Consider the following 17,422-nt stretch of genomic DNA (forward strand, 5'->3'; position numbering starts at 1 on the left):
TCTCCTCAATTGCGGCTCTGAGCCTTCGGTTCTTCGGAGCCTCAAGCTTAACCCGCGTCGCTTGAGGTACAGCAGGTCCAATACATTGTGTCTAGGAGTTCCTCGTACCGTTCCAGAAAGGATATCAAGCCGATGGCTGCCGTCATCTGCCTATTGAGTGACCCATCAAGACAGGCCTGCGACAGATGATCGAGAACGGTGGACCACCATTGCGTGGTTGCTTGGCGGCAATCGCGAACACCGTGCGAATCTACATCGCGTTGCTCCACCGTGCACCGGTATCGGTATATGACCGGAATACCGACTGGAAGTCTCGTTAGGCATCCAATGCAGATCCGATTTGACACCCCGCCTGCGCTGCTCGACGGTCTTCCTATGCTGGCGTCGCACCTGACAAACAACTGCAGCCACGCTGATAGCAGCATCCAGAACCGTCGACCTACCTGGATCGGAGGGAGCGTAGTCAGTGGGGATTTCCACCAGGCGAACAGGCACGCCCTCCGACGGAAGGTAAAACATGGCCAGCTAAGGAAGCGAGGAAGCGAAGGACGATGTCGTTGAATTAGTGATGGTCGATCTGTTAGGTCGGGGTAGCGCGAAACTATCCGGGCCGGCCGCAAATCCCCCACACTGCACGCTCTCCGATCGTAGTTTTTCCCGAGGCTCGCACGACGGCGCACCTGCGTTGAGCAGGTGCGGCTCTTCAAGCCATCGGCTGGCTCTTTCATCGGCTAATTGGCGAGCCGCACGAACTCCCTTACCAATGCGGCGCGCACCTGCGCCTTGAGCCACAGCACGCCGACAGTACGGCTCAGCCGCGGCTGTGGCAGCTCCCACTTGCGCAATGACTGGGCCGAAACGTCCGTCATCGGCCAGTCGGGCAGAACGGATACCCCCAAGCATTCCGCCACGAGTCGCGCGATATTCTCGATGCCGTCGAGTTCAAAGCGCACTTGCGGCTGGATGTTCTTGCGGCGCAGGTAGTCGTCGGCCATCCTACCCCCGATCACGTTGCGGTCATAGCGAATGTAGGGTTCGCTCTCCAGTGTGCGCAATGGATCCCGCACGTGCATGCAGGCGGGCGTGACCAGCACGAGGTGTTCCTGCCTGAGGGTATGCCAAGCCGCCGACTTCGGAAGGTCGAAAGGGGGCTGGACGAGCACCGCGGCGTCCAGTTCGCCCTCCATCACCCGCGCGTGCAGGACCGTGGTTGGACCGGGCTCGATGTAAATCGCAATGCCAGGATGCTCCGCCACCCATTTTTTGAGCACCGCCGGCAGCATGCCAGTCATCGCGGTTGGCGTGGCGCCCAGCCGCAAGGGGCCGGCGGGCAGGCTCGTGTTCGACGCGGCCGAACGCAGGTCGCGGACCTCGCGAATCACCGATTGAGCGCGCTCGAGCACGCGCAGACCCGCCTCGGTCGGGCACACAGTTCGGCCTGAACGCGTCACCAACTTGCCCCCGATGTCGGCCTCGAGAACCGCCAGCCGCTGAGCAACCGACGCAGCGGTGAGCCCCAGATGGCGTGCCGCCTCCGCGATCGAACCGAGCTCGGCCACCAGCATGAAGGTTTGCAGGAAACGCACATCCATCGGTCAAGCTCCATGAAAAAGATGATTTTGCCATCTTCTTAAGCAGTTAAACATCGATTGCTCCTATGCCTCACGCATTGTAGATTGCACACATTAATCAGGAGATCCTTTTCGTGGCCAAGATCCAGAGCATTCAATTTTGTCATGTCGCCGTCCCTCTGGACGCCTTGACATCCTTCTCCAACCGCACAGTCCACACCCGTCACTACGGCCTAGTGCGCGTGCGCTCCACCGATGGCGCCCAGGGCCTCGGTTTCTGCTACGTCGGCAGCGCTGCGGGCCGGTTGTTCAGTGTGGCCGTGGAGGAACTGCTTGGGCCGGTCCTGATCGGCCAGGACTCGCTGCTGGTCGAGGGGCTGTGGCAGGCCATGTACCAGGAAGCGCTGCTGCAGGGACGCATGGGCACCGTAATGCGTGCCCTCAGCGCGCTCGACACGGCCCTGTGGGACCTGAACGCGCGCACGGCTGGCCTGCCGTTGCACAAGTTTCTCGGAGGCATGCACGCAGAGGCCGTTCCGGCCTACGCCAGCGGCGGTTACTACATGGAAGGGAAGACGGCACAAGGCGTGGCCGACGAGATGGCCAGCTACGTTGACATGGGCTTTCAGGCCGTGAAGATGAAGACAGGCCGCTGGTCACCCCGAGGCGAGGAGCAACGCGTGCAGGCTGCCCGCGAGGCCATCGGCCCTGATGTGCAGCTCATGCTCGACTGCAACAACGGTTGGGTGGACACGGTGCAGGCTATGGAGTACATACGTCGCATTGAGCCCTTTAACCCCTACTTCATTGAAGAGCCCTTTGGACCCGACGACATCGAGAACCACGCGAGGCTCGCCCGGCTGACTCGCGTTCCCGTCGCCACGGCCGAGATCGGCTATGGACGTTGGTATCACAAGCAGTTGCTGGACCAAGGCGCCGCCGCGATTCTCCAGACCGATGCAGCCGTGTGCGGTGGTATCACCGAATGGCGGCGCATCGCAGCGACGGCCGCCAGCTACGGTGTGCAGATGTGCCCGCACTGGTTCCATGACCTGCATGCCCCGCTGGTGGCCGCCACCCCGAACGCACGCTACGTGGAGTTCTTCTGGGACGATCAGGTCTTGAACTTCCGGCGGCTGCTGGACCGTCAGCTAGGCCTGCGTGAAGGTCAGGTGGTGCTCCACCCGGAGCCCGGCCTGGGCTTCGACTTCGACGACCGGCAGGTCGCGAAGTACGGCCAATGGAACACGTTGTTATGAACGCGCCTCGTCTGCAGGGCGTGCTGTCGCCGGTGCTCACGCCCTTCGACCGTACGGGCCGGCCTAGCCACGAGCGCTTCGTGCGTCATTGCCGCTGGCTGCTCGACCAGGGCGTTGGCTTGGCAGTGTTCGGCACTAATTCGGAGGCGAATTCGCTGACGGTGCGTGAGAAGCGCGAACTGCTCGACGCGCTGGTGACGCAGCAATTGCCCACGCGCCTCATGATGCCTGGCACAGGCGCCTGCGCATGGCCGGATGCAGTCGAGCTCACGCGCCACGCCCTCGCCGCCGGCTGCGCGGGGGTCCTGATGCTGCCGCCTTTCTACTACAAGGGAACCGGTGACGAGGGACTGTTCTCGTACTTCGCGCGCGTCATCGAGCAGGTGGATGACGCGCGTCTGCGCATTTTCCTATATCACATCCCGCCCGTGACACAGGTCCCGCTGAGCCTTGCCCTCATCGAGCGCCTGCTGAACACTTTCCCGGGGGTCATTGCCGGCGTCAAAGACAGCGGCGGTGACTGGGCGCACACCGAGGCCATGATCCGTGAATTCCAGCCGCGAGGCTTCGACGTTTTCGCCGGATCGGAGACCTTTTTGCTGCAAACCATGCGGGCCGGCGGCGCCGGCTGCATCACGGCCACCGCGAACGTCAACCCAACCGCCATCCTGCGGCTGTATCAGGACTGGCGCGCCGACGACGCCGACGCGCAGCAAGCGGCGCTCGACCGCACACGCGCAATCTTCCAGGCCTATCCTCTGATTGCAGCGATGAAGACCGCGATCGCATGGAAGTCAGGCGACGAGCACTGGCAGCATGTCCGGCCGCCGCTCAGTCCGTTAGCCGCGCAGGCGCGCCGGGAACTGGAGGACTCGCTCGCCCGCGCGGGCTTCGACATCCCGGCCGCGCAACGGCTGTCGATGGTAGCGGCTCTAGACTAACTCTCCTGAATGGAACAACATGTTATGAAGCGCAACTCCCCTCTCTTCGACAAAGTCCTCGGATGCCTGCTCGGCGGCTTCATTGGCGACGCCATGGGCACCCCCACGGAAAACCTCTCCCACGACGACATCCAGCAACGCTTCGGCTGGGTGCAGACCTTCTCAGGAGATGGAACGGACGACTCCCTGCTGAAGCACATCCTCTGCGAGACGCTGGAGCGCACCGGCGGCCATGCCACGGCCGATGCCTGGGCCGCTGACTGGATTCGACACAGCCAAACCTTCGTGAACAGCAAGCTGTTCTTCGCCCCCGTGGTGGCGACGTTCTGGAAGCTCAGCGGGGAACAGGTGCTGCCCCGCGACGCAGGCGCGGGCAACATGGCCAGCAGCAGCTCGGCCATGTGTATCTCGCCGATGGGAATCGTGAATGCGGGCAATCCGCGCCAGGCCGTGCTCGAGACCTTCGAGGTCGCAGGTCTGATCCATCACAACTTCTGCCGCGACGGCGCCTGCGCCATGGCCGCGGCCGTCGCGCAGGCGTTCGTGCCGAGCACCAACGTCGAGTCGGTCCTGCGGGCCGCGTCCGAGTTTCTCCCCGAGCGCAGCGCGGAGGCCATGCGGGTGGCGCTGCAATCGACGCTGGCCATGGCGCGCGAGAGCGCAGGGTATGAGGATTTCCGGGCCCGCTACTATAGTGCCGCCATCGACGTCCGGCAGCACTTCACCGATTCACGCGAGACCGTTCCCCTGGCGCTGGCCCTCGTGTGGCTGGCCGGCGGGGACGCGCAAAAGGCGGTGGAATACGGCGCGAACTTCGGTCGCGATGCTGACACGATCGCCTCCATGGCGGGTGCCGTGGCAGGCGCCATGGGGGGCGCCAGCGCGCTGCCACAGGCGTGGCTCGACACGTTGGGCTCACAGGCTGACAAGCAGCGCGCGCTGGCCGACCGGATGACGCGACTGGTGCATGCGCGGGCCGAGGCGGCACGCGCGGCTGCGCTGATCGTGCTGGAGACCTCGGTGTGACGCGCAAAACTTTGTTCATCACGGGCGCTGCGGGCGGCATCGCTACACACCTGCGCCGGGAACTGGCGGGCCGCTACCATCTGCGCCTATGCGATCTGCGGCCGATCTCCGACCTGAAGCCGCATGAGGAATTCGTCGCGACGGCGTTGGAGGACCTGCCGGCGCTCGAAGATGCGATGCGCGGCGCGGACGCGGTGATTCACTTGGGCGGCCTGTCCATGGAGGGGCCTTGGGACGAGGTGCTGCCCTCCAACATTGAAGGCGGCTATAACACCTTCGAGGCGGCGCATCGCGCGGGAGTCCGGCGCTTTCTGTTCGCCTCCAGCAATCATGCGGTTGGCTTCTACCAACGCACGCACACCATCAATCACGAGGTCGCGCTGCGGCCGGACAGCCGCTATGGCGTATCCAAGGCCTTCGGCGAACTGCTGGGCCGCCTGTACGCTGACAAATACGGCATGGATGTTATGTGTCTGCGCATCGGCAACGTCAACGTACGCCCTCTGGACGAACGCCGGCTGGCCATCTGGCTCAGTCCTCGCGACATGGCGCAACTGGTCACGATCGGTGTGGAACATCCCGACATCCGCTTTGAGGTCGTGTATGGCGTCTCGGGCAATCGTCGCAGTTGGTACGACAACCGCAATGCCCACCGCTTGGGTTACCGACCGCTGGACGACAGCGAGACCTTCGCGCTGGAAGTCATCGCTGCCGCGCCGGAGGAAGATCCACGCGGCGCGCCCTACCAGGGCGGCGCCTTCGTGCACGAGGAGGCCTTTGCCAACCCCGCGCCCCTGCCCGGGCGGACACCGGCACGCAAGGGTTCGGGCGCATGAGCTGGACACTCCCTGCGCGCGCATGCGACACCCATATGCACTTCTACGACCTGCGCGTTCCGTCCGCGATCGGCGGACCGCCCTTGCCGGGCTGCTACACGGTGGCGGACTACCGCGCCTTGCAGAGTCGCCTCGGATTGCAGCGCGTCGTCGTCGTTCAGCCCAACGCCTACCAGTTCGATAACAGCGTCATGCTGGAGGCCCTGGCGGAACTCGGCACGAACGCGCGCGGTGTGGCCGTGACATCAGCGAACACGAGCGATGCGCAAATCGACGCAATGACCCAGGCTGGCGTGCGTGGCCAGCGCTTCTACGCGCTTCGCTGGGGGGCATTGGGCCTAGACGCACTCGCCCCCTTGATGCCGCGCCTGCATGCGCACGGCTGGCACGCGAACATCCAGTTGGATGGGCATGCCCTGGCCCGATGCGCCGGGTTGCTCACAGCGTTGCCCTCCGATTGCGTGATAGACCATGTGGGCAAGTTCCTGCCGCCACCACGGGTGGACGATCCCGCCTTTACAGCGCTACTGCGGTTGCTCGACACCGGCCGGTGCTGGGTCAAGCTCTCGGCTCCCTACGAATCATCAACTCGGCTGACCGGAACTCGCGCCTTCGATGACGTCGCCGCGCTGATCGGCGCGCTGGTCGCCCACGCGCCACAGCAGCTGCTGTGGGCCACCAACTGGCCGCATCCTTTCCCGCCGGCCGACTTCATTCCCGATGACAGTGCGCTGCTGCGCTTCTTTCTGGACTGCGTGCCACGCGAGCAGGACCGTCGCCGCATCCTGGTCGATAATCCGGCGCGGCTCTATGGCTTCAGTTGACCGCCGGTTCGATCAGAATTGATAACACAAGTACTCAACGCATGTCTGCTGTCGATCACGCTGCAATGAGGTCCACGCAATGCAGATCTCTCCACCTTGCCCTTGGCTTTGCAACGACATCGCAACACCAGTCGTCCAAGTCTTGGACTGCGGAAACCTGACGAAGCCGATGCAGTAGATGCCGTACCGAAGAGCAACCAATGCTTTGTCGACCACAATAAATACAGCCAGATGGAGGAGTCCTTATGATAAACCCCAATGCTTACCCCACGCCCCGGCGCGCCTGGCTGACAGTATTCATTCTCTTGCTCGCTTACGTGTTGTCTTTCATGGATCGGCAGATAGTGTACTTACTAGTGGCCCCGATTCGGCGCGACATGGTACTGACCGACACGAAGATCAGCCTGCTGATGGGCCTGTCCTTTGCCATCTTCTACGCGATTGCGGGCATTCCGCTGGGGCGAGTTGTCGATACCAAGAGCCGACGCGGCCTGATTTTCTGTGGGGTGCTCTTCTGGAGTCTGATGACTGCCGGCTGCGGCCTAGCGAAGGTTTACTGGCAGCTCCTGCTTATGCGTGTCGGCACTGGTGCCGGTGAAGCGACACTGTCGCCCGCCGCCTACTCCATCCTGGCAGACAGTTTTCCGCCCCAGAAGCGAGCAACGGCCATCAGCGTCTATGGAATTGGCGTGTACATCGGAATAGGCATGGCCTACTTGTTGGGGGGAGCGATCATCACGTGGGCGAATGCGCGAGGCGACGTAATCCTGCCGCTGTTCGGCCATATCAAACCGTGGCAAGTGATTTTCCTTGTACTGGGCGCCTTGGGCATCCTGTTCGCCCTGCCTCTTCTCGCCATCAAGGAACCCACACGCAAGGGCGCTGGCGCTGGCGTGGTGGTGCCACTCAAAGACGTTGGTCGCTATATCGTCGGCATTCGCAAGGCCGTGCTCTCGCACAACCTTGGTTTTGGTTGTCTCGTCTTCGCGGCTTCTGGCGTCGGCGCCTGGACTCCGACGTTCTTGCTCAGGGATCATGGCATGACGCTGGGCAAAGTCGGGCTGTACGTGGGAAGCATTTCAATAGTCGCAGGCTCTCTTGGCGTTATGTCCGGTGGCCGCCTTGCTGACTATCTGGCGCGGCGCGGATTCCGGGATTCGAATATGCGCGTCGGCCTCCTCGGAGGCGTGCTGACGGCGCTTGGCGGTGTTGGCTACTTGATCGACAACCTGACCTTGCTGTGGATCTTCATGTTCGTCTACACCTTTGCCGCAGCCATGCCAAACGGCGTCGCGGCCGCAGCGATTCAGGAAATCATGCCGAACTCCATGCGTGGACAGACTTCCGCCATCTATCTGCTCGCCGTGACGCTGATTGGACTGGGTCTTGGCCCCACCGCTGTGGCACTGGTCACAGATTATGTGTTCCGCGATGACATGGCCGTTCGCAACTCCATCGTTTGGGTTGGAAGCATTGCAAGCGGCTTGGGCGCGCTGCTGATCTGGTCTGGTCTCAAGCCATATGCGCAAGCGCGCCAGACGCTTGAAGACTGGGGGGCCCAACACGGAAATTCAGACGGCCTGATACCTGCACCCCACGAGGGTACAACCTTGCAAAGAGCATCCCTGTGATGAAAACAGGAGTGGATAACTGAATAGATTCAAGCAGATCCGCTCCTGCCACGTCCTCCCGTGGAATCCGCTTACATCGACATAGATCTATCATGAGCAGCATAAAACCATTTTGGCGATGTGGCGGGTCACGGCGGCTGGTGTTGTCAACTTTCAAAGCAGCGTTACGATGTATGGATGATGACTACACCACGTGCACAGCGCGCCTACCCACTGGCAGGGCTTTGGCAAGTTCGCGCGCGTAGATTACCTATGAAGCTTAAGAGTAGTTATCCTGATCAGATAACCTTCTCGACTGCACGAGTGACAGTCCAATCATGCCATGTGGCCACACGTTCTTTGAGCACAACACGATGAAATGTCGCGTTCATTTGATGTCTGCGCAACGTGAAGTGCTGCCGGATTGGGCCAAAACATGAAAGAAACGCCCGCGTGCGATGCGCATCGCGAAAACCGCACATCTGGCGTTTGCGCCTGCGGATAGACTGGTGGCTATTCTCGGCACGGTTTTCCACGCGTGCGGCTGCTCCGACGAAAACGTGCATCACATGAGCGAGTTCGGGAATGTCAGCTTTCGCCGCTGGATAGTGCGCAACTGGTCGGTAACGATTTTTTGCGGTACCGGGTTTGAGCGCAGCACCGCCTGAAAAAAGCGCTTTACCGCAGTCTTGTCGAGCCGCTTTGGCGCGGTCTGCGAATCGAGTGCCGAACTTCTTGCACCAGCAAGGGATCGTTTTGTAGGTGACCACCACACCACGCCTAGGCAACAACTCCTCGACGTCGCGTGGGTTCAGCTGATCCGGAAATACCAGCGAACGCACAGACCAATGACGACGGCAGGGAAGCGGTGACCTTGATAAAGAGATTTCGCTTTCTTCATCGCTTACTGCTACCACCGTCTCCCCGTCAACCTTACGGCTGCCTGGACCGCGATGCAGAACGGCAGAACGACTGTCAGCATCACTGCCGCCCCGGCGATCATCACGGTAATCCCACTGCGTGCTCTGATTTTTTCGACTTGCCCTTTGCTGTTTTCCGAGCTGTTACATGTGTATGATATATCGATAAATTTCATAATTCAACAGTACTACCATTTAATCGATTTTGTCGAATGAAAGAGACTTCCCCGTCCCGAGGCTGCGGCGGAGGCCACGAATCAGTATCAACGTACCATGATGAAGTCTCGACCCTCACTAACACCAGCGGTAGGCAGGGTCGGGGCAATCATGTTCAATATGACCGTTTGTAGCATCGCAGTCCTCCACTCGTGGCACAAGGGCAATGCAGTACGTCACAGCACACAACCGCGATTCGGCTTGTGCCCAATGGGAAGCCCTTCGAGCAATAACGCGCTCTGACAACCTGGCTCAATCGAAATGGTTGCGTGGGTGAAGATACAGTGAATAACCCTATCAGCGTTATCGAACAAGCGCCAGAGCATTCGATTCGAACGCCTCGCTGTCATACACGAAGCGTTCATGAAATCGCCTGCTGCCTCACCCGCAGACGACAACGTCAAGATTTATTTGTTAGGAACTCTTAGAACTAACCTTCAAAACATAATATGGGCTCGGGACCGTGGGATCTGGTTGGAATCAGCCTCCATTTTGTGTGTTAAGAACATCGAAGTAATAGAGAAGGTCAAACTTTCCGGATATTTCTTCAGCCCGCATGGTGAACACCGCATTAGCTCCCGATGCCTCCAGGCGTGTGAACCTCTTCCAGAGCATTGAGCTGCCGATAATGAAGACGAATACCTGTGACATTCGTGCGCCGACTTACTCGCACCTGCAATTGAAGGGGCTGCCCGGCTGGAACCTGGCCGGGTTGCGTGTGGATAGTGCTTGGGCGCGCGAGGGCCAACGGATAATGCTCCTCCGCAGGTGGTGCGGTTTTTCTCGCCAGGTTTCGGAGCAGCAAGCCACAAATATTGCGGGGGTGATCCGAGGGGAACGTAGTATTTACAACTCCCTCACGGGCCGACAACATTTCCCTCGCTTCGGAGTGGTCGGGATAGAGAATCATGACCTCAAACGTACCTGCTCCCGTGCGAACACGGAAGGTCACTCCTTCAGGAACGGAGAGATAGCCGTTGAAAAGCACGTCGCTCGACAAGTGTTCAGGATTGGCACGAACACTGCGCGGACTTCCTCATAGGGTATCAGCGGACGCTCGTGTGCAGTAATCGTCCCTAAAATGGAACCATACCATCCATAGCCGGACTCCTCAGGATACATGTTCCCTGGATATACTAGGGTAAAGCGAGGAATCAAAGAGTTCCTGCTGATGAATTGATTATCCCGTTGGGCACCAGCCTTGGAAGCGGCAAATTAGAACCGAATTCAAACCGAAAATCGTATTCACCGTATTTGCTCAAAGTACGCTTCAGTTCCCGAATCCAATCGAGATCGTAGTAGACGTAAGGTAACTTGTCCTTCCAGGAACCAAAATCATCCGGACCAAAAATCACCTGATCTGAATAAAGACCGTCGGTAAGCTTAACTAAATTCTTCCAAATATCCAGTGCCTTGGTGAGCTCAGCCTCAGCACGATCCAGCGAAGCAAGTTTCCCGGTTTCGTAGAACCAACTTAGCGAATAGGCGGCTTCCTGCTTTCTGGCATGATAACGGGCAAGGTCAGCAAGTACGAGCAAGTCTGGTTCTGTACCGCGCCATTCGTGGCTACCTCCCAGTTTTGACCCTGCTCTTGATACCGCCGCCTCAATCTGCGAACCAATGCCGTCGAATAATTCAGCAGTCTCGCGTGGTCCCTGCTTTGCCGATGCAAGGTTCTGTACGACGTTTCGAGCCGCTTCGGCCGGACTAGCGATGAAACTCTGATCGCTCGGGAGTACATCTTTACAGTCTGCGATTAATCCGCCTGGGTTGATTTCGGGCCAGATGTACATATTTGGATCTGCGAGGTGAGCGGCAACAATTTCGGAGACGACAGGGCTTCCGGCCTGGTAGGCCGTTGATACATCCGGAGCCGCATCCCCAAAGCGGCTGCGCAGCTCAGTCATCCACACATCTTCCGATGCGGTGTGGTTATAGCTCAGCCGTCCCCAAAGCAAGTAAAACATCCAGTAACGCTCAAACTCCCAATTCCAGAATTTCCGATCATTGTGCGATACATACTGATCCTTATCGAAGATTTCCCATTTTCCCGGTCCGTTGCCATAGCCTTTTTGCGCCATAGGGACATCGATCTCAAATCCAGTACTATCGGACAGCGAAAACGTAGGTACTGCGCGTCGTACATACGCGGGATCGCCCCATAGCAAAACTCGGTTCGAGCCTAATGCCCAGACCTCCCAATAAAAATCATATGGACGCGGCTTCTTCAGGAAGTCGAGATAAGAATAGTTCGGAAATGTCTCGACTGGCTGGTAAGGCCACCCCATGAACTCCGCTCAGTATTTTGTAGATAGCCGCAGAGGTATTCCCGCATTCACGGCTGCATTTAAGATTTCAGGATTCGTGACCCATCCACGCAGATCCAATGTGACGGGCCGACCGGCCTCCCGAATGGCGCGATATATCCAATCGCGAAAAAAACTGACCTGCTGAGCGGCGGGTATTCCTGATTCAGAATTTGTGCGTATTTGAACGCTGCTGATCGCTGGACACTGCTGCAAGACTTTCTTTAAAGCCGCATAGATGTAAGGACCAATATTCTTATCCGTGATACCGTCCGCGGTGGGTGTTTGAGTGCTAAAGGTCGAGACAGAGGACCAAGCGTTGAATTCCCACACACCTAGAATGAAGTCAACACCATGCTCGGCCGCATCTTGACTGATGTAGCACAACATTTGTAGGTTTAGTTGTCGTTGCGCCGAAGATAGTCTTGGCACCTGAATTTCCGGAAACTCCGGTAGGTCGACCCAGAATGGAAAGGGGGGAGCGAGGTAATTAGTCTGAGCGGCGAATACAAGGTTAAACCTATTGAACCGGTCTCAGGCAAGCATCGAAAAATATTGGTCCCAGTACTCTTTGGAGAAGTACCAGTTCTTCTCCATTTCCTCATTGTGAAGAAAGTACCGAATACCCCTCATGGCCGTCGCCGGCTTACCTGCGGTCGGCACGATTCGCCCGCTCCTCCGAATTTGCTCGGCAGCCTTGAGTAGCCCATACATTAGTCCCCTGGCATCGCCTCCAGTGATCTCATCAGGTTGAATAGTGTATGACTCTGCTGCCCCACCAGCGACTCGTGTTCTGATAGCTATTGGCGCGAGTCCATGCTCGGCCACGGCCCGATAAACTCCGATAGACCAAACTCTACCGGTCCGGCCCATGCCTGTGTTGCCAGGAAGAACAAGCAAAGACTGAGCACGTATGGCTCAAGTTGGAGAAGTCCATAGCTTCCGGTTTGGTGCCACAGTTTGCATGCGCGCGAACCCAGGATTACCCGTCGTGCGTCAGCAAGTGCGGCTCCCGGTTCCTTTCCCTGAAATGTCGCGCGTTCGGCAACCGGCAGCATATCTACAGGACGATAGTCGGCTCCGAACGCGTCGTCGCCTTCGAACCCGCGGAACTGGAAGTTGTGACCACGCACCATTGTGCCTGGCGCGATATCGGACGTGGCACAGCCGATCACCACGTTGTCGTCGGGACGCAGTTCGATCATGGGGCCGCTGATGGTCTTGCTGGATATTTCGGTCATGTATTTGGGGCCTCGAAAGGGGTTCTGTCGCAGTAAGGTGGTTGAGTCTTACAAAGGCGATATTATTAGTATTACTTATATTATCAATGAACATAACTGGCAGGCTGCAGATGGCTTGATTTTGTCAGTGTGTTTCATCTTCCCTTTGGCGATCATATGTATGATCTCGATGCCACTCAGAATGACACGCGTGGCGGAAGTCCTTGAACCCCACCTCGGTCCGTCGATGCGTTTGATTGCCCAATGGTCCTGCTCAATCACGCTATTCAGATACTTGACCTGACAAACCTTGGTGGGTGTGTCGCGCCCAGCGTTCACCGCGTGCAGCGCGGCCAGGTTTGGCTCCGCTTTTGTCGATAGTCACCGTCTCGGGTACGCTGTTTTGCTAGAGCGATTTTTCGAAAAACACTGGTCAGTCGCCTTGCTATGCTTGGTTCGCAGACGAAAATCGATGTGTTGTCTTCCCTGTCCACGGCCTGGTAGAGGTAACTCCATTCACGCAGGATCTTCACGCAGGTTTCGTCCGTCCTCTAGATCTTGCCAACTGGCCGCTTGCAGCGGCGGAACACCGTCTCAAGCACCGGCAGAAGCTTGATGGCCCAGCAGTGCACCATGGAGTGATCGACCGCAACCCCACGCTCCGCCATCATTTCGTCGCGACGCAAGCTAAGCGGATAGGCAACCAACGCACGCAGCTACCTCAGCTGGCAGCTCGCTACGTTGCTTGAAAAGCGTGAGGCGATTGCCTAGGCCACTGTTGGCGGCAGCCCGTTGAAGTTGTGCCAATGGGCGGGCGACCCACAGCGACCAATACGTCTGTTGCCATTTGCACATCCGATGGTTCAACACCTGATTACCAGCCGACTTCGCCATAGCAGTTGAAATTGATCTTCCATCGCGATGCGCCTTCCATAGACGAGCGTGGTGAACCGTTCCCCTTTCCGCGGCGTTCGCCGATTCGTTTCTTACGAAGGCGAAGACATGAGGCGTTTCCCCTTTCGTAGCCTATCCTATAGTGAGGACTTCAAAGCTTGAGCACACCAATTTTGATTTCCGCAAACAAATCCGCCGTCGACCTCCGGCGTCCATTTGTGTCCCTGTCAGTGGGCTCACTGACAGCGACACCATCGATACGCATGCCGGCCCGTAATGTCCGGTTTTGCACAATCACATGGTTCAACGTTTCACTGACTGCCAGTGACGCGTGCGGTCTTTGGCTTGTCAACGATGGGGGCGCACCTTCGATGCCAACCCCCGCGGATTGCTCTGCCGACCAATCACCCGTGATACGGATGCTCCCGATAGTTTTCACATTCTCCAGCCTCGGTAGTTTGTGCTCCCTAATGGACTATGGCGAGCCCCTTCGGGGATGACATGGCCGGCGCCCTCGCACACGCCGGAGCCGCCCCGTGTGCGTTTGCGCGACGGAGTCGCTCACCTCGGCTCTGCGTCAGGCGTTCAGCCTGAACATCGAGACCGACGCTTTCAGATCGTTCGCCTGCGACTCTAGCGAGCTGGCGGCAGCGGCTGCCTGTTCGACCAGTGCCGCGTTCTGCTGCGTGACTTCGTCCATCTGTGTGACCGCCTGGTTGACCTGGCCGATGCCCTTGCTCTGTTCCTGCGAGGCGGCGGTAATTTCCCCCATGATGTCGGTCACGCGCCTGATCTCGCGAGTGATCTCGGCCATCTTTGTGCCGGCTTCCTGCACATGACCGGCACCTACCCGGACCCGCTCCACGGAATCGTGGATCAGCTCCTTGATCTCCTTGGACGCCGCCGAGGAACGCTGCGCCAGCGAACGCACTTCTGAGGCGACCACCGCGAAACCCTGTCCCTGTTCGCCTGCCCGTGCGGCTTCCACGGCCGCGTTCAGCGCCAGGATATTGGTCTGGAAGGCGATGCCCTCGATGATGCCGACAATATTGGCGATCTTGTCTGAGCTGGCGTTGATGCCGTCCATGGTTTCCACCACGCGCGACACCACTGCGCCGCCCTCTTCGGCCACTTCGGCGGCCTGCGCAGCAAGCTGGTTGGCCTGACTGGCATTGTCGGCATTCTGGATGACGGTTGAGGTCAGTTGCTCCATGCTGGACGCGGTTTCCTCGAGCGAGGCAGCCTGCTCTTCCGTACGCTGCGACAGGTCCTGGTTGCCCGCCGCAATCTGGTGCGTGGCGGTGGCAATCGAGTCGGCCGAGAATTTGATCGTGCCGATCGTCTGCGTGAGCTGCTCCTGCATACGTTTCATCGAATACAGCAGGCTCGAGTGATCGTTCGGCGCCGTCTCCACCACGGCAGTCAGATCGTTACCGGCAATCTGCTTGGCAATTTCGGCGGCGTACGACGGGTCGCCACCCAGTGAGCGGAGAATGCCGCGGTTGAGCAACACCACCACAGCCGACAGGGCGCCGGCCAGTACCACTAGAACCCCGAGGTTGTGGTACAGCGCCGAGCGGAACGCCGTATCAATGTCGTCGACGTAGAGCCCCGTGTTGAGAATCCAGTCCCACGGCTGATACGCTACGACGTAAGCAATTTTCGACGAGGCTTCGGTGCCCCCCGGCTTCGGAATGCTATAAAGGGTAAGGGCCTGACCGTCACGCCTGAGAACAGCGAGCATATCTCTGAAGAGGAAAGCACCGTTCGGACCCTTGAAGTCGCCGATGTTCTTGCCGTTCAACTGCGGTTGCGCCGGGTTCATCAGAATGGTCAACTGCGAATCCAAGATCGCGAAATAACCGTCTCGACCGAACCGCATGTTGCGAATGGCGGCCATTGCAGTCTTTTGGGCCTCCGCTAAAGGAATTGAGCCGGCAGCCGCCTGGTCGCCAAAAGTCTTGACGACACTCAGCGCAACCTCCGACGCGTGTTGCAGGTCCGCCTTACGCTCGTCCAGACGCATTTCCCGAGTCTGGTAGGCGTTGTAGATCGAAATTCCAGCGAGAAACAACAGGCTCAGGATCAGTGGCAGCCAGAGCTTTTGAGCGAACGAAAGTTTCATATCTATCGAGTCCCTTCATTACACAAACATCGTATCCTGCGATGTCCACGGCTAAATCTAGCCTCGTGACCTCCCCTTCAAGTTGAACGGGGTAATGCTCTGGGTTACGCGTAGGGAACCGATCCCTATGCGCCTAGAGCGAAGCATCATGCAAACGGTCTCCAGATCGTCTTCAGCTACCGGGAGATAAAGAAAGTCAGAAGCTGTGTCTAATGGACGCCGTGACGATGATCTGTTTGCCCGTCGTGGACGGCGACGCAGCGTCGACGTTTTTTGCGTGATCGATTTCGCAAAAAGAAACTTCTTGGCCAGGAGAAAAATCTCAAAGAAGGGCGCCGAAGCGCCGTTCGAACACTGGATACTTTTACTTCTAGTTAGAACTTGTGTCGAATTCCAACAACCGCTGCCACTTGATTCGACGTCGACGACGGCGAGAGTCCGTTGATGTCTGCAACAGCCGTATGGCCGGTCGAATCCGTACCCGATGCGTGTTGATAAACCGCGTCGACGTAGAAGTCCGTACGCGTCGAGACGAAGTAGTCCGCGCCAAGGATTCCTTGGTGGTACTTCGCGTCGTTCACGCCGTAGCCCTTCGTGTAGTCGTATGCAGCGCCCAGCAACAGAGCCGGCGTCAGCTGATACTTGAAGTTCAGTTCGGCGTTGTGGAACTTGGCGCTGCCGGCTGTGGTCTGGCCCGTTGCGCCAGTAAGACCGGTTTGTCCGAGATCCTTGAACTGCGTGTTGCTGTACGTTGCACCGACCGTTGCCGCACCGAACGTGTAAGCACCGCCGGCGGCGATCACTTGCTGCGTCTTAGCCGATGCATAGCCCGAGTACACCGTCGAACCGGTCATGTTCGAACCAGTCGCGCTCGACGTCGAGTTGTTACCGAAGAAGGAGTAATTCGGGTTCTTGACGTTCAAGTAAGCTGCGTCCAACCGCAACGGACCTTGCACATAGCCAACACCGCCCGAGAAAATCTGGTTGCGGTTGAATTGACCTGCTACGCCGCCCAGGCTATACAAGCCGCCGAACTTGATACCGCTATAGTTGCTGCTCGTGAACTTGATCGAGTTATTCGCCCGAAGCGTGTTGTTCATGTTATCCAGGTCGCCCGGGTGCGCACCGAGGTACGTCGCCCACTGGGCCCCAACTTCGAGCGTACCGGTATAGTCCACCACGGAGTCGTATTGACGACCGACGGTGACTGTACCGAACTGGTTCGACAGGCCAACGTAGGCTTGACGGCCGAATTCGTCACCGCCTTGACTCAGTTTGCCGGTGAATACGCTGAAACCGTTCTCCAACACGAACACTGCCTTCAGGCCCCCCCCCAGGTCCTCCGTGCCGCGCAGGCCCCAACGATCGGCTTGGAGGGCACCCCCGGTTGCTTCATAAAGCTTACTACCGCCGATATTGTTCGCGTAGACGTAACCTGCGTCAACAATACCGTACAGCGTCACGCTGCTTTGTGCCTGGGCTGCGCCAGTGAATGTTCCCAATGCTGCAAAAGCGAGAAGTAATCTTTTCATTTGTTCTCCAAAATTTTAGTTAGTAGACGACGTGGGGAAATTCTTTGATTCCTCAATTTTCGACGAGATGACTAGCACTACATAAGATAACATTATAGAAATTAATTCTGCACTCCCGAGTAAACCCACGAATTCATAATTC

The 17,422-nt window shown here is 58.4% G+C and carries 12 protein-coding genes and 2 pseudogenes; 6 read left to right on the forward strand and 8 right to left on the reverse strand.

Annotated features, from left to right (window positions below; genetic code table 11):
• Positions 1 to 731 precede the first annotated feature (731 nt).
• Positions 732 to 1,592 (reverse strand): LysR family transcriptional regulator, encoded by an 861-nt coding sequence (locus tag ABH944_RS30245; protein ID WP_404611057.1) that lies wholly within the window; start codon positions 1,590 to 1,592, stop codon positions 732 to 734.
• 113 nt (positions 1,593 to 1,705) lie between these two features.
• Between ABH944_RS30245 and ABH944_RS30250 the strand changes: the two genes are divergently transcribed.
• The 6 genes from ABH944_RS30250 (at position 1,706) to ABH944_RS30275 (ending at position 8,088) form a co-directional block, all read left to right on the forward strand.
• Positions 1,706 to 2,830 (forward strand): mandelate racemase/muconate lactonizing enzyme family protein, encoded by a 1,125-nt coding sequence (locus tag ABH944_RS30250; RefSeq protein WP_404611055.1) that lies wholly within the window; start codon positions 1,706 to 1,708, stop codon positions 2,828 to 2,830.
• Positions 2,827 to 3,771: a dihydrodipicolinate synthase family protein gene (locus ABH944_RS30255; protein ID WP_404611054.1), complete on the forward strand. Its 945-nt coding sequence runs from the start codon at positions 2,827 to 2,829 to the stop codon at positions 3,769 to 3,771. Before ABH944_RS30250 ends, ABH944_RS30255 begins: the two co-directional genes overlap by 4 nt.
• Positions 3,772 to 3,795: 24 nt before the next feature.
• Entirely contained in the window at positions 3,796 to 4,797 is a 1,002-nt protein-coding gene (locus tag ABH944_RS30260) for an ADP-ribosylglycohydrolase family protein (protein WP_404611053.1), read from the forward strand.
• The gene (locus ABH944_RS30265) at positions 4,794 to 5,633 is read left to right on the forward strand and encodes an NAD-dependent epimerase/dehydratase family protein (RefSeq protein ID WP_404611051.1); all 840 of its coding nucleotides are present in this window, start codon (positions 4,794 to 4,796) and stop codon (positions 5,631 to 5,633) included. The genes ABH944_RS30260 and ABH944_RS30265 overlap by 4 nt, the downstream gene beginning before the upstream one ends.
• Positions 5,634 to 5,668: 35 nt before the next feature.
• Positions 5,669 to 6,457, forward strand: a complete 789-nt coding sequence (locus ABH944_RS30270; RefSeq protein WP_404611050.1) for an amidohydrolase family protein — start codon at positions 5,669 to 5,671, stop codon at positions 6,455 to 6,457.
• Positions 6,458 to 6,702: 245 nt separating this feature from the next.
• Positions 6,703 to 8,088 carry a spinster family MFS transporter gene (locus tag ABH944_RS30275; RefSeq protein WP_404611049.1) on the forward strand — a complete coding sequence of 462 codons (1,386 nt, stop codon included), beginning with the start codon at positions 6,703 to 6,705 and terminating at the stop codon, positions 8,086 to 8,088.
• Positions 8,089 to 8,366: 278 nt separating this feature from the next.
• Here ABH944_RS30275 and ABH944_RS30280 read toward each other — a convergent pair.
• The 7 genes and pseudogenes from ABH944_RS30280 to ABH944_RS30310 all read right to left on the reverse strand — a co-directional run bounded on the left by ABH944_RS30280 (position 8,367) and on the right by ABH944_RS30310 (position 17,280).
• Positions 8,367 to 8,968 (reverse strand): annotated as a pseudogene (locus tag ABH944_RS30280) (DDE-type integrase/transposase/recombinase).
• Between the two features lie 1,389 nt (positions 8,969 to 10,357).
• Positions 10,358 to 11,491: a hypothetical protein gene (locus tag ABH944_RS30285; protein ID WP_404611048.1), complete on the reverse strand. Its 1,134-nt coding sequence runs from the start codon at positions 11,489 to 11,491 to the stop codon at positions 10,358 to 10,360.
• A gap of 9 nt (positions 11,492 to 11,500) precedes the next feature.
• A complete protein-coding gene (locus ABH944_RS30290; protein WP_404611047.1) occupies positions 11,501 to 11,941 on the reverse strand; it encodes a hypothetical protein in 441 nt (146 codons plus the stop codon).
• A gap of 368 nt (positions 11,942 to 12,309) precedes the next feature.
• Entirely contained in the window at positions 12,310 to 12,750 is a 441-nt protein-coding gene (locus ABH944_RS30295; RefSeq protein WP_404611046.1) for a hypothetical protein, read from the reverse strand.
• Positions 12,751 to 12,825: 75 nt separating this feature from the next.
• Positions 12,826 to 13,445: pseudogene (locus ABH944_RS30300) on the reverse strand (IS6 family transposase); the annotation flags it as partial.
• A gap of 755 nt (positions 13,446 to 14,200) precedes the next feature.
• The gene (locus tag ABH944_RS30305; RefSeq protein ID WP_404611045.1) at positions 14,201 to 15,748 is read right to left on the reverse strand and encodes a methyl-accepting chemotaxis protein; all 1,548 of its coding nucleotides are present in this window, start codon (positions 15,746 to 15,748) and stop codon (positions 14,201 to 14,203) included.
• A gap of 374 nt (positions 15,749 to 16,122) precedes the next feature.
• On the reverse strand, positions 16,123 to 17,280 hold the full coding sequence (locus tag ABH944_RS30310; protein WP_404611044.1) for a porin: 1,158 nt from the start codon (positions 17,278 to 17,280) through the stop codon (positions 16,123 to 16,125).
• Between the last annotated feature and the right edge of the window lie 142 nt (positions 17,281 to 17,422).

It is taken from the genome of Caballeronia udeis (genome assembly GCF_044909315.1).
GTDB lineage: Bacteria > Pseudomonadota > Gammaproteobacteria > Burkholderiales > Burkholderiaceae > Caballeronia > Caballeronia udeis_A.

Excerpts from the sequence above, each read along its gene's own strand:
- ABH944_RS30285 (WP_404611048.1), bottom strand. The coding sequence starts at position 11,491 with ATGGGGTGGCCTTACCAGCCAGTCGAGACATTTCCGAACTATTCTTAT.
- ABH944_RS30305 (WP_404611045.1), bottom strand. The coding sequence starts at position 15,748 with ATGAAACTTTCGTTCGCTCAAAAGCTCTGGCTGCCACTGATCCTGAGC.
- ABH944_RS30260 (WP_404611053.1), top strand. The coding sequence starts at position 3,796 with ATGAAGCGCAACTCCCCTCTCTTCGACAAAGTCCTCGGATGCCTGCTC.
- ABH944_RS30275 (WP_404611049.1), top strand. The coding sequence starts at position 6,703 with ATGATAAACCCCAATGCTTACCCCACGCCCCGGCGCGCCTGGCTGACA.
- ABH944_RS30270 (WP_404611050.1), top strand. The coding sequence starts at position 5,669 with ATGCACTTCTACGACCTGCGCGTTCCGTCCGCGATCGGCGGACCGCCC.
- ABH944_RS30310 (WP_404611044.1), bottom strand. The coding sequence starts at position 17,280 with ATGAAAAGATTACTTCTCGCTTTTGCAGCATTGGGAACATTCACTGGC.
- ABH944_RS30255 (WP_404611054.1), top strand. The coding sequence starts at position 2,827 with ATGAACGCGCCTCGTCTGCAGGGCGTGCTGTCGCCGGTGCTCACGCCC.
- ABH944_RS30295 (WP_404611046.1), bottom strand. The coding sequence starts at position 12,750 with ATGACCGAAATATCCAGCAAGACCATCAGCGGCCCCATGATCGAACTG.
- ABH944_RS30245 (WP_404611057.1), bottom strand. The coding sequence starts at position 1,592 with ATGGATGTGCGTTTCCTGCAAACCTTCATGCTGGTGGCCGAGCTCGGT.